Source organism: Arsenophonus nasoniae (genome assembly GCF_004768525.1).
In the GTDB taxonomy this organism is placed as follows: domain Bacteria; phylum Pseudomonadota; class Gammaproteobacteria; order Enterobacterales; family Enterobacteriaceae; genus Arsenophonus; species Arsenophonus nasoniae.
This window is the reverse complement of the sequence record NZ_CP038619.1, coordinates 82,516-94,913: the sequence shown is the minus strand read 5'-3', so window position 1 is coordinate 94,913 and position 12,398 is coordinate 82,516. Positions and strand designations below refer to the sequence as shown.

Genomic DNA, 12,398 nt, shown 5'->3' with positions numbered 1-12,398 from the left:
GCTCCGTTTTTAATAAAAGGACAATGTGCGTTTATCGTTGCCGTCAGTAACCCGCACTTCGCGGGCACTAATCGCCTCAACCCGCAAACGTGTACCGGGGATCTGCTCGCCCTGCCGCAGTTCTGCCCGTTTACCATCGGAGAGCACCAGACGCGCCATCAGCTGCTGACCACTGCCGTAAATTTCTTCTACTGACGGTAAGCCCCCGGCGCGGGGTAAAATTGCTAGCTCCCGGCCATTGAGCGGTAAATTGGCTGTCTGGGTATCAATGCCACTGTCTTCCAGTTCGCGTTGGATACGAGCGCGGGCAGCTTTGGCTTCCAGCATGACGGTTTCGGCCTGTATCTGCTCTAAGCGTTGCAGGGTGTACTCTTCCATCACGGGCAGTTGAGGCGGCGGTGTTTCGGCATAGGCTGCCGCGCTTAATCCTGCCGCGATAAACAGGGCACATTTATGATTTTGCATATAATTTTCCTTCCATCCGGTAACTTAATCGCCCCTGATTGAGCGTGATCGTGATGATGTGCAGGCGTAAACCCAGATCGTCTAATTCATCAAACAACAGGGTCGGCGGGATGGCGGTTTCCAGTGAAAAACTAAAACTGCGCCACGGCATAATCCGCTCTTCGCCGTTAGCACTGACCTGACGGTTGTCGTCTTCTTGCAGGTTAATCGGCAGGCGCATCCGTTGCGCAAAGGTGGTTAGTCGCTGTATCTGATTATCCGCCTCCGGCAAGGTGCGGGTATCCGCTGAAGGCGTAAAAATGACGGATTGGCTAAAGCCGCCGGTATCGCCCTGCCCGGGTAAATTGAAATACGGCGTCGTCTGCCCGGCGTAAACCTGCTTCACCCGGTAAGCGAAATCGCCCACGGTGGCCCCAACGGGTTTGCTGTACGCCAGCCGTAATGTGCCTTCTTGTGCGCACTGCGCCTCTTTAAAGCGCCAGCCTGCCAGCGACAGCGGGATTTTTTGCCAGCGTTCGGCACAGGCGTTAATAAACGGCATCAATCGCGGTGTGTCATGCCATGGGAAGCGCAGAGCTGGGGACGTCTGCGTCTGTTGCTGTGCCAGCCATGCCGCCCGTATGGCGGCCTGACGTAACGTTTCCTGATGGGTTTGATACCCGTTCCAGCCGACGTAACCGACCAACATCAGGCCGCACAGGGTGAAAAGGCCTAAAAATCGCCGCTTGCGTGATGTTGCCTGAAAGCGGGTGCTGGCAGGAAAGCCAGACCCTGCCAGCAAACCGTCCAAATCAAAAGGCTGGCTATCGGCGATGTTCCAGTCTGCCGGGGCGAAAATCTGCCAGCCGCCTTCCGGCTCACGGTTAAACTGGAGAAAGTTTTTTTGCGTCTGCACGATGGCGGCCTTGTCGCCGACCACATCGTTAATCAGTACGCCGTCAATGGTACTGACAAAGCCGTAATGCGCCTTGTCTATCGCGATAATGGCGTAGCCGCTGCCTTTCAGTTGCCGGGCGATGAGCAAAGCCAGTGCGTAACCGTCCTTGCAGCCTTTGGGCAATGCCAGCTTTGCCCAATTGACCAGCCCCATCACCCACTGCGGATTTTTCTGGCTGTCCCGATAGCGGTAACTGACCACGCGATCAGCCCCTTGCCGTCGCGCTTCGCTTTTAACGTTTTTACCCGCCCGCAACGTCACGGGGAGCCAGTCTATTCCGGCCAGAAAAACGCGGCGACCTCGCACAATCGGCGTCGCGGTAAATAGCGGTGTTGTCGTCATCATTATCCCTCCTGCGACAGAACCGGGGTAATGAGCACAACCAGCATCCGATCACCGTCTTCTGCCTGTTGACCGCCGCCTAAGCCAAAGAACCACGGTTGACCGACGCCCTGCTTGCTTCCTTTACGGCTGGCCTGCTGAAAGCCGGATAACACCAGTGTCTGGCCGGTTTTCATTTTCACGCGCTGGGTGAAGGTTTTCAGTTGCGTATTGAGCAATTCGACCGAGCTTTCCCCGGAAGTAAAGGTACGGCGGGTAGGCGGTTCAGAGAGATTGATGGCGAATTGCAGTAACAGGTGTTGACCGTCCGGCATGATATTCGGCAGTAGATTGATATAAAATCCGGTGGTAATGGTGGCGGGTTGGATCGAGGTTGCCGTGCCGACATTCGCGGTGGATTGTGTTGTTACCTGCGCCACATAATCCTCCTGTTCGGCTACCTGCATGGCGACCGGCGAAAGATTGGTGGTGGTATTCGATTGCTGGGTAACGACACTCACTTTAGCTTGCTCGGCAAGGGCTTTAAGAAAGACTTTTGACCCCGCCAGCCGCCCGTCTACGACCGAGAAGCCGCCATTCATGATATTGCCCGCCGCGCCGCCAAAGGCTTGACTGAGCGACAAACCTAAACGACCATTGTTAAAAACGGCGTTCCAGTCCAGTCCTAACTGGTCTTTTTGCCGTTTTTCGACGCTCAACACTTCAATATTGAGCACCACCTGCCGGTCTAATGTCTGGTTGCGCTCGTCAACAAAACGCTCAACCGTATCCAGCACACGAGGAACATCCGTAACCGTCAGATTACCGGCAGACAGGAACATACGCCCCAGCCCCGGCGTCAGCATCGATTTCACTGCGCCCTGTAAATCCGCATACAAAGATGACTTTATGGTGGTTGAGGTAGATTGTGACGTGATGGCATCACCACTGAGCGCATTGCCGCTCTGCCCGCCACTGTTACCGGCTTTGGAGGTGGTGCCGCTGACGACTCTGGATTGGTAATCGGTCTGTGAATCCATAAAATTCAACGTAAATGACCGGGTTTCCAGCGCGTAGATAACTATCTGTCCCGATTCATAGCGCCACGATACACCAAGGCGACTGGCGATAGTGTCGAGCAGCCCGGCAAGCGGGCCGTTCCAGTAAAGCCCGTTCAGGTTCGCGCCGGTGTTAACCGCAGCAGGCGCAGAGGATGAGGCCATCCCGATAGAGGCCAGCGGCACCATGCCATTGACATCCGGTGGCGGGATATCGCCTTTTATCTGCTGGGTCTGGCCGCCAAAGACGCCGCCCAATAGCGTTAATGCGTCCGGCGTGACGGAAACGGGAATGCGGCACACGCGGGTAATACGCTCAGAGACGTCATGCAGGCTGAGTGAGCCTTGCCGGTTAATCGTAATGGTACAAGGGGGTGTAGCTTTTTTTATCGCTGCCCGGTCAATTATCGGCGTGGGATTCACCCACTGCCGGGCGGCTTCGCGTAATACAGGCGATGGCGAGGTCAATTTTTGCATCTGCTGCTTCGCTTTTGCGTCTGTCGCCTCACTGTTTTTCATGTTTTGATTAATGCGTTCAATACTGGTACAGCCAGACAATGCCAGCACCACCAGTAAAGGCGCAGCAGAAAAAATCGCTCGCATGGTATATCCTTTGTTATCTTAAACTTTGGAAAGGGTTAGATATGGAGTTTTGGAATGTTTTTTCTAGCACTGTTAAAGATGGCTTCCTATATATATCAGTGCTCACAATCGCGTTTTATTTGATAATGCTTGTTTTTGGTCTTTTTTCATTAAAAAAGGCTAGTGGCCGAAATAATAATAAACCATCAGCGCTATACCATTTCACCTCAAAAAGTTGTTTGAAAAAAATAGTATCTTGCAGGATTATCAGATCAACAAAATATGGGGTGGTTTTTAGTACATCGAACAAACGAAAAAGCAATAGAGGGCGCAACTGCAACCCACTTAAAAGAAAAGGGGTGATTATCTTTTTGGGTGAATCACTAAATAGCTTTAAGAGTAATTACGCTGCTAGTTTATTAAAATTGATTTTTTTGTATAAAATTATTGAAACTAATACTCAAGAACACATCACAAAATCATATGGAGATCTGCACCTTTTAGAAGTAGAAGAAATTAATGATTATATATTGCTGGTTAGGAATTCAAAAATAGTGCCATGCAACAAAAAAACACATTTCATTAGGAAATTAAAATCACTGATTAAAAAATATTGCAATTTGGCATTTAGTGTCATGTTTTTATGCGCATTTCTTGGGGTGCTGGGTCTTTTGACGGATTTGGCGTTAATAAAGTTAATCATGGGTACAATTTGCGGGTTGTATTTTCTTATTTATATTTCCCTATTTTTTATTTCTTGCTTTTTAGCAAAAATGGATAAAATGGTTCAGCTTTAATTTTTTCTGCTAACTCCTTAAAAGTGTAAGTGTCGTTGTTGCACAAAATAGTCGTTGACTCTCCTAACACACCATAATTCCACAAGCAATTGTTTTCTTTAACGTAAAAGTATATTTTTGTAGCGTTAAATAAAATGCAAATGCAGATTGAGGCTATAAAAAAACAGCCCACCCTCTGCATGAGATCACACTCACCAAGCCGACAGGCAGGAATGACACCAAAAATCAAAAAAAGTAATAAAGTTAACCAGATCGAGCCAGTTGATAGATACGAAAAAACGGAGTTAAGAGCGACAAAAAAGAAGTGAAATATTAAACCATGCATTTGTTTCCCTTAATTCAAATAAACAATCGCCCCATCGGGGATACGTGCCGGTACTACGACCTGCATATCACGCCCACCATTATCAAAAAGCCGGTGATTTTTTACGCTGCCCAATAGCGCAGAATCGCGGGTTTGGGTTTTAAGCGCCGCCATTAATCCCGGTGAAAACGGTTGCCAGACAAAAACACGTTGGCTGGCAATTACATGCTGGATGGGGGAGTGTGGCGTGATACCGATTTGCGCTGCTGTTAGCACAATCTCATTGGGATTATTGATTGCATCAGGATGGAGGTAGAGATAATCATTAATCGCGTTGATATAGTGAACCGTCTCTATCGCCTGTTGCGTCGTGGTGGTCGTCATTTCAGTACTGTTGAGATTGTCCGCGTGTTGATGCTGATAAAATCCGGCCAGTGATAGCGTCACTAATAGAAAAGAAAGGATTAAATAGCCCATCATCCCCCCGGTGGTTTATCAGTGATGCGCATCAGGCATTGCGCACTATTGGTTTCAGCATAAAGTGGCTTTTTGGCAGATTGATATAACTCCAAAACACTTCGCAATGCGGATTTAAAATCACCACTGAATCTTAGCGGAGCGTCAATCTGATAATTAACAGGTGTTTGCCACAAAACCGACCAATTTTTTACCCCTGGTGCGACACAAGATTCCTTTATTGCCCATGCCATCACCCCGTCCTTTAGCGTTCCGCCTTTTTCTATCTGCCACGTTTGCACGGGTTTTGGTGGCGGCGTGACTTTCATCGTCGTAAGCGGTTTATCCGTAAGCAACGTCGTTGTCTTTGGTGGTGCAATCACACCTTGAGAGTGAGCGAGAGGTTTATTTTCCTTAGCCGATGAAGAATTATTGTTAACGCTGATAACCTTCGGTGGTTGAATCACCGTCAACGGTTTACTTGTTATGAACGTAGCACGCTACGCGTGAGCGGCGCAGCGGTGCTGCTTCGGGGATGTTAATGAGTTGAGTACTGTTTTATACTCTGCAGTAGGTTAATTTTTTTCAGGGATTCATCTCGATGGCTCGCAATAAATCTCCCAGAAAGCGTAAACCGGTTAAATCAGGCAGGCTGCCCGTCACTTCACGTGCCACAGCGCCTGTTTATCCGAAACGTTTTATGATCTCTCTCCCACCCGAAAATGATGATGACAGACCGCCTGAATTTTTTTATGACACCCTAAAAGAAGCCATACGCCACTGCGTCCGACTCGGCCCCCAATTTTTTCTCGACACGCAGTATTACCCGCCGCTAGTCACGATTATCAGGGGTTTTAAACAACGCCAAGACCAAGCCGATGACGCTGGATACGACTACACTGAGGGGGTAATAACTGAAAGTCTGCCTGCCGATGAATTCATCACCTATACGGAGCTAGGAATAATCCCTGTTTCCTTTGAACCCTGGGATAAACACACCGATAACTGGGGGCTGACGAATCTGACAATTTCTGTTTCTTTGGCAAGATGCCCATAAGGTAATTGAGTCAGATGTATATCCCTCGTCCTGCTAAACTACTTTTCACCATTGATGACGGTTGGAATAAATTCCTCGAAAAATACGGCGATAGCGTTAGTTCGTGGACGAGTTTATCTGTGGAGCGCATGCTTGCCTGCGGCACTTGTGCCATGGGTGTCCGGCGCTATTGTTGCGCTTCGTCTGATTGTTCTCACAGCCGTTTTTTCTGCCAAAGCTGTAAGTCAAAAGCCTGCAGTTCATGTGGCTTTAAAGCCACCGAGCAGTGGTTAGCACAGCAGGTTCATATTTTACCCGACTGCGACTGGCAACACATTACTTTCACCATGCCACATCTCCTTTGGCCTTTTTTTAACAATAACTGGCCGCTACTTAATGCTCTGTTTCGGGCAGCCACTCGAGCTATGCTGCAGTTGGCTCGCAAACAGGGTATCGAAATTGGTATTTTCTGTGCCTTGCATACTTATGGCCGGCAACTCAATCAACATCCGCATGTTCATGTTTCCGTCACTCGAGGGGTTTGGATAGTAAACATAGTGTATGGCGAAAGCTGTTTTTCAAAAAAAAGGATGTCGAAGAAATCTGGCGAGGGGCTGTTATCCGACTACTGCGTCACAGTTATGATTTAATTAACCCTGGCCTTCTTCCCGGTCTTGGCCATATCCGTGACAAAACATTGGCGGCGTTACTTGAGGGCGCAGTACGGACGTTATTGGAAAGTGCACTTTGCTAAAAAACGAAAGGGCATGGCATAGTGTTAAGTACCTCGGTCGCTACCTTAAACGCCCACCGGTATCAGGTCAAAACTGCGGCATTACCGAGGGGTGCCGTTGTTCATCACTACCATGACCACCGAACTGGCCAGCATCGGCAGCAGACTCTGCCGCAGGAAGAGATGATTAGACGCTATATAAGCCATATTCCGGCCAGGCATTTTAAAATGGTGCGTTACTCTGGTTTTGTCGAATCGTAAACGGGGAAAACTATTGCCGAAAGTGTATAAGGCACTTGAGATGACGGCACGTAAAACCGGAGAACCCAGGTTTTTCTGTGCTGATGAAAGGATTTCTGCGTACCGATCCGTACAAATGTATTCTGTGTGGCGACAGGCTGCTTTTCACCGGGGCGCAAATGGGTAAAAGCAACGGAATTGTTGTCAGAAAGACTGCATAACCTGGAGAAAAGCGATGGTTACGCAGCTAAACGCAGGATCAATGTGTCTAAAATAAGGAAATCAGGTTAGAAATTACACTCTCTGAGGAAATGTTAACTGGCACTAAACACAATAAATCGATCCCCATCTCCTTTTGCAATAAGGGATGGCTTTTGCTACTCACTTTAAAAGCGATTCAATTTCCTAACCATCGAGTGATTATCTTCAGCAGGCTTTTTAGTGGGCAACGTGTTATCTATGTGAAAACTTTCTGGATTAACAGAAAAAAACGCCCCTTTGGGTTCCGGTAACGTTGGCGCACTACTACAACCATTAAGCAAGCAAATGCACCACGATACCTTTAATACCGGTTTTATTCGCATCATCTTTCTCTATTAAAATTGTGTTGAGATTTTTCGCTGTTGGCGTTAATCAGCCTGACGTATACCGCGTTTTAACGCCTCTTCAATTATTCCGTCGCCTTCCGGACGCGATACTTCGACTTTGTTTTTTATTGTCGTATTTACTGGCGTGGTTAATACGGCTATTTTTTCCGGATCGCCTTTAGGCACAACCGGCGAAGGATAAATTTCATCATTAACCCGTTCGCGAAATAACGCTTCTTCATACCAGAAGATTTTTTTCGCTCGGATTTTCATTGCCGGCGTTTGTCTCGTCGGTTGCATGAAAATTAATTCTTCCTCGTAAGGCAGTTCGTTAATCTCCTGCGGTAACATTAACGGTCTTGCTTGCCAGGAAAAACTTTTTCCTTTTGACCGCCGTTGACCGTCAGCAATATTCTGACTATCCGTCGCTACTTTTACCGTACAATTCCCTAATCTTCTGCTGTACTCCGTCGCCACATCAATATTCCCTGGCGCATAAACCACTTCCACATGAAAAGGCTCCATCACCGCCTTTCCCCCTTCGCGCCCATAACATTCCTCTGAACACACCTGGTTCTTGTTTTGAAAAATGATTAAATATCGCAGACCCGCACCGCGAGTTAAGGCAGGCGCGGTTTCCATCACTTCCATCCGCTTCATGACTGCAAATTCATTCATCAAAAATAGCACCTGATATTTCAATCGTAAGGAGCCGTCTTCACAGTGGCCGCCGTGTTCAGGAAGTACTTTACTATTTTCACGAATGGCTTGTGAGAAAAAAAGATTCATCAAGGGGCCAAATTTTTTAAGCGCCCCTTCGGTTACACAGAAGTAAATACTGGTTGGTTGAACTCGCAGCTGACTAAAATCAATGTTATCTTCCTCGTTTTCACTTTCGGTTAATGCCAGCGCTACCAGTTTTTCACCATAGACACTTAATCTGCCCGTGACAAAAGACATCAGGGTTGAAAATTCTTTGCCTTTCGATTCAGAAACAATCACACTCAATTCTCTAACCGTTTCTTCACTTAACGCCTTTTCTGTCCCACGTCGTTCATTAATAACCCGTTGTGCCCAATTCCCTAATTGCGTTCCCAACGACGCGATTTCATAACATTGAGGCAGGGAAAAAGGGGAATCTGGGGTTTCTATCAGATAAAGGACTATTGCGGTGAACACATCCCGCGCCTTGGCAAACCAGCTGGCATTTTTCATATTATCCGGCACATACAGTGAAGAGGCTAGCGTTCGCACATCACCTAATCGATACAACGGGTTCTGATTAATCACTTTTAACGGATTCCAGTGATGGGTTTCCAAAAGTTCGGGTGAAAACCGCCAAACCTTCTGCCCACAGGCAGCGCGAAAACCCGCAGTTTTATGCCAGGACTCAAATTTGCAGTCATTGATGACGACAGAATGGGGAAACTGCAACAAATTTGGAATAACAATACCCACATCTTTACCACTACCCGGAGGTGCCGCCAACATTAGATATGTTTGACCATAGGTTGCCAAAAAGTTATCACTGTGCGGATCTTTCCCCATCAGGATCGCCGGATACGTTGAAATGGATTTCTGTCGTAAAACCCCTTTCGATTTCCCAACCTTTTGGTGGCTGTTTTTCTTTGTTTTCTCACTTTTCAGGCCCTGTATACCAGATTTTCCGCAGCTCACTTTCGTTGCAAAGCGAGCTTCACCATGAAGATTGACACTGTGGTTTTCCCACCGCCGAAAAGCCAACAAGGAGAAACCCACCGGCAAAAGGTGATGGCTGCTGTCACACACCATGCCCAAGGCAGCATCATTTTTCGTTTGTCTGTCAGCGACAAGGGACCCTGTTGAAGTAGCGTCATCAGGTTTGGGGAAGCCATGCGATCATCACACAACCATAACCACACCCATCCACCCAGATATAAGCCAACCAAAAAAAACACCACTGTTAATCCAGCTATCACAAAGAATAATTTCATCGGCAATCATCCCTCCTCTTGACGCGCTAGCGCGCTTTCTAATTGCGCCCCATTCAAAAGTGCCAGCTTCACCTCAGGAGCATAAGACACTTCAAGAATTTCGGTATGCTCCATATTGTAATGGTCAACAAATTCTGTAGAAGATCTAAGCGGCATTTTTTAGTTCATGATATTTTTGATGTGGCGTTAAATAACCAATCGTTGAATGGCGTCGATAATAATTGTAAAACTGAATATAATTTTCAACTTCACAGACAACAGATTGATGATTCATAAACGATAAACGGTTAAGTCTTTCTGTCTTTAAACTCCTAAAAAATCTTTCCATCACGGCATTATCGAGGCAATTACCTCGCCGACTCATGCTTTGAGTTATTTTCCGTTCAAAGAGGTGCGCCCTAAACTCCTCCGATGAATATTGGCAACCTTGATCTGAATGGAACATCAAACTTGTCGTATCCGGTAATTGCCGTTCAATTGCGTTATCTAAGGCTTCTTTCACTAATTTCGAATCCGGTTTTGTTGATAAGGCATAACCAATAATTTCTTTGGTGGCTAAATCCAACACACAGGCTAAATAGCTCCACCCATAGTGATGTCTAATATACGTGATATCCCCGACATAATAGTGATTATGCTGTTCAGGGGAAAATTGTCGTTTAAGCAAATTAGGGGCATATCGATGTTCGTTACCCGATGAGTGATAGTAGTGCTTTTTCGTTGGTCTAATTGCAACTAATTGATTTAATTTCATGATGTTCGATATTTTATAAGTGCCAATTTGGTGCCCTAAACCCTTTAACTCGACTTGAATACGTCTTTTGCCATAAATTTGACCCGATGTATAAAAAATACGTTTGATTTCGCCACACAGTCTTTCATTTTCAACTGTCGGTATTTTCGTTTCATAATAAAAACTACTGCTGCTTACTTCAAAAAGATGGCATAACTCAGTGACCGTAAAATTGGGGTACATGATTTTCAGTTGCTTCACGATTTTGAGTTTTGATTGTCGAGGATGAAGTAAGCCGCGGCTTTTTTTAATATGTCATTATCCCTCTGAGCACGCTTAAGTTGAACTTCTAATTCTTGTATGCGCTGTTGCTCGGGTGTTAACGCTTTTGATTTTACAGGCGTATTCCCATTTAACTCGGCAAGATATTGTTGCTTCCATCGTGATACGGCAGATTTACCCGCACCGGATATTTTTTCAACTTGGATATTGCTATATCCACCTTCAACCATGAGTTTTGCATATTCCAGTTTTTGCTTTCCGCTAAAGGTTACTTTTACTTTTCGGGTCATATTTATACCTATAAGATTTTGCTTAATTATAAGCTATAAATCTCTACAGTTTTATTAGACCACTACAGATTGAAATTGGTGCTGGTAATTTGCATTAATCCAACGGAATAACGGCGTTTTTTCTGCTCAATCTGATTAATGAGCCTTATCGCGTCCGCGTCCGTTTTAGGATGGTAAGAAATGACATTGGGTTTATCGGGCTGTCGCTCGGATTTTGGGATTATTTCAGCAATCGCATAAGGATTGAAACCTGATTCGACCCGCGCGATATCAAGCACCGTATCAGGATGAACAGAAGGCGCGCACTGCATGGCTAACGCAAGAAACGCCGGGGTGGATAACATACATCACCTCTTTTTATCAAATTTTGTTCTTTCCGCCTCCGTACCCAAAATATGCTTTAAATTCTCCTTGGCTTCATCACCGTGTCGTTCGATAACATAGTGAATAAATTCAGAAATCGTCACAGGACGCCCAATATAATGACCGATATCGAGCACGATTTTATCGAGCCGGTCACGTAATACCGCGCCCACATAAATATTCTTCCCTGGGCGAGAAAGTTGTTTAAACATTATCTTGTTCCTTGATAAAGGATTAGTGGCGATTCACCGCAGTAGATAGGTGTTGGGTAAACAGCGATTAGTTATGCTGTCGGTGGGTTCATTTTGGTATAACTCATTTTTTAAAATAGCGATGAAATTCGCCAGCGTATTAACCCTGTCTTCTTTTTGTTTTTTTCTCGATGTTATCCCCCATATGTCGTCAATAATTTCTTCCGTCGATCGGGTTTTTGCACTTCTTAACAGATTAAGTCTTAATAACCGTATTTCATCGGCCATTTTGCACTGTTCACGATAGCGCATTTGACGACGATAACGGCAACGTTGGCGTGCGTTCATAATTATCTCCCGCAAAAGTGATTTGAGTGGTGAATACGCAAAAAACATCGTCACCCCGAAACCACTTAATGTGGTGTACACCTGTGTCGGCATACGCCCGGCCAGAAAGCTAACGTTAGCTTCGCGTTGAAATAAAAATTCAACGCTACCAACCCCTCACGATACGTGCGGAGATGAAGAAGTTGGCACTGAATGTTAAAGAGCGGTATAACAAAAACGGATAAACTGCTAAAAATATTATTTAAAAAATGTTATGGATCCCTTCACCAAACAGACAATAATTGTCAGTGACAAGGAATAACGAAAAATCTGTTTTAACGCTTCAAACAGATTTTCCATTGAGAATTCATTTACGTCAGGCACAAAAGGAAACGTATCGTTAAAGTAGCCTGACGTAACAAACCCGACCGTTAGCCAAAAAAAGATAACGGGGAAATAAAAAATCGCCCTGGTGATAAGCCGAGCAAAGAAATCACTTAAAATCACGGCGATATTCTTTTTCGCCTGTTTTTTCACTCTTATAATGGAATGGTTTTTTAGGGATGAAATTGCCTTGCCGTTCATTTAAGTCTCCTTAAAACGGTTAATAGATAAATTAAAATTTTTTTTAAAAATAAATGCCTTTATTTTTTCTTCTTTAATTCTCCTTTAATTAAAATTGATAAAATCATGATGTGATACTAGACTTAAGCTTAGTTATAA

The 12,398-nt window shown here is 45.6% G+C and carries 13 protein-coding genes and 2 pseudogenes; 3 read left to right on the top strand and 12 right to left on the bottom strand.

The window, feature by feature from the left end; all coding sequences use genetic code 11:
* Positions 1–9: 9 nt before the first annotated feature.
* From pilP to pilN, 3 genes are read right to left on the bottom strand one after another with little or no spacing between them, the layout of a single operon-like run.
* Positions 10–465 (bottom strand): type IV pilus biogenesis protein PilP, encoded by a 456-nt coding sequence (gene pilP, locus ArsFIN_RS23645; RefSeq protein ID WP_026823804.1) that lies wholly within the window; start codon positions 463–465, stop codon positions 10–12.
* Positions 452–1,747, bottom strand: coding sequence for a type 4b pilus protein PilO2 (pilO2, locus tag ArsFIN_RS23640; RefSeq protein WP_026823805.1), 1,296 nt, complete (start codon positions 1,745–1,747; stop codon positions 452–454). The genes pilP and pilO2 overlap by 14 nt, the downstream gene beginning before the upstream one ends.
* A complete protein-coding gene (gene pilN, locus ArsFIN_RS23635) occupies positions 1,747–3,384 on the bottom strand; it encodes a PilN family type IVB pilus formation outer membrane protein (protein WP_026823806.1) in 1,638 nt (545 codons plus the stop codon). The genes pilO2 and pilN overlap by 1 nt, the downstream gene beginning before the upstream one ends.
* On the opposite strand from pilN, the gene ArsFIN_RS23630 reads away from it, so the two are divergent.
* A complete protein-coding gene (locus tag ArsFIN_RS23630; RefSeq protein WP_135678882.1) occupies positions 3,339–4,160 on the top strand; it encodes a hypothetical protein in 822 nt (273 codons plus the stop codon). The two genes, pilN and ArsFIN_RS23630, sit on opposite strands and share 46 nt — an antisense overlap.
* Positions 4,161–4,494: 334 nt before the next feature.
* Here ArsFIN_RS23630 and pilM read toward each other — a convergent pair whose 3' ends face one another.
* Together pilM and ArsFIN_RS23620 are read right to left on the bottom strand one after the other, a co-directional pair.
* Positions 4,495–4,941: a type IV pilus biogenesis protein PilM gene (gene pilM / locus ArsFIN_RS23625; RefSeq protein WP_026823808.1), complete on the bottom strand. Its 447-nt coding sequence runs from the start codon at positions 4,939–4,941 to the stop codon at positions 4,495–4,497.
* Positions 4,941–5,387: a toxin co-regulated pilus biosynthesis Q family protein gene (locus ArsFIN_RS23620; RefSeq protein ID WP_246067586.1), complete on the bottom strand. Its 447-nt coding sequence runs from the start codon at positions 5,385–5,387 to the stop codon at positions 4,941–4,943. The genes pilM and ArsFIN_RS23620 overlap by 1 nt, the downstream gene beginning before the upstream one ends.
* A gap of 134 nt (positions 5,388–5,521) precedes the next feature.
* On the opposite strand from ArsFIN_RS23620, the gene ArsFIN_RS23615 reads away from it, so the two are divergent.
* Both ArsFIN_RS23615 and ArsFIN_RS29205 read left to right on the top strand, forming a co-directional pair.
* Positions 5,522–5,977, top strand: coding sequence for a hypothetical protein (locus ArsFIN_RS23615; protein WP_135678924.1), 456 nt, complete (start codon positions 5,522–5,524; stop codon positions 5,975–5,977).
* A gap of 14 nt (positions 5,978–5,991) precedes the next feature.
* Positions 5,992–7,180: pseudogene (locus ArsFIN_RS29205) on the top strand (IS91 family transposase).
* Between the two features lie 135 nt (positions 7,181–7,315).
* On the opposite strand, the gene ArsFIN_RS23605 reads toward ArsFIN_RS29205, so the two are convergent.
* The 7 genes and pseudogenes from ArsFIN_RS23605 to ArsFIN_RS23570 form a co-directional block, all read right to left on the bottom strand.
* Positions 7,316–7,516, bottom strand: a complete 201-nt coding sequence (locus ArsFIN_RS23605; RefSeq protein WP_135678880.1) for a hypothetical protein — start codon at positions 7,514–7,516, stop codon at positions 7,316–7,318.
* 42 nt (positions 7,517–7,558) lie between these two features.
* A complete protein-coding gene (locus tag ArsFIN_RS23600; protein ID WP_246067573.1) occupies positions 7,559–9,307 on the bottom strand; it encodes a type IV secretory system conjugative DNA transfer family protein in 1,749 nt (582 codons plus the stop codon).
* 327 nt (positions 9,308–9,634) lie between these two features.
* A protein-coding gene (locus ArsFIN_RS23590; protein ID WP_135678034.1) for an IS3 family transposase occupies positions 9,635–10,794 on the bottom strand; the annotation gives its coding sequence in 2 pieces (ribosomal slippage) (positions 9,635–10,515 and positions 10,515–10,794; 1,161 coding nt in all).
* A 71-nt stretch (positions 10,795–10,865) separates the two neighbouring features.
* Positions 10,866–11,138 (bottom strand): annotated as a pseudogene (locus ArsFIN_RS23585) (transglycosylase SLT domain-containing protein); the annotation flags it as partial.
* A gap of 3 nt (positions 11,139–11,141) precedes the next feature.
* Positions 11,142–11,369: a hypothetical protein gene (locus ArsFIN_RS23580; protein ID WP_135678872.1), complete on the bottom strand. Its 228-nt coding sequence runs from the start codon at positions 11,367–11,369 to the stop codon at positions 11,142–11,144.
* Between the two features lie 33 nt (positions 11,370–11,402).
* Positions 11,403–11,696 carry a hypothetical protein gene (locus ArsFIN_RS23575; protein ID WP_135678923.1) on the bottom strand — a complete coding sequence of 98 codons (294 nt, stop codon included), beginning with the start codon at positions 11,694–11,696 and terminating at the stop codon, positions 11,403–11,405.
* Positions 11,697–11,933: 237 nt separating this feature from the next.
* The gene (locus ArsFIN_RS23570; RefSeq protein WP_135678921.1) at positions 11,934–12,260 is read right to left on the bottom strand and encodes a hypothetical protein; all 327 of its coding nucleotides are present in this window, start codon (positions 12,258–12,260) and stop codon (positions 11,934–11,936) included.
* Between the last annotated feature and the right edge of the window lie 138 nt (positions 12,261–12,398).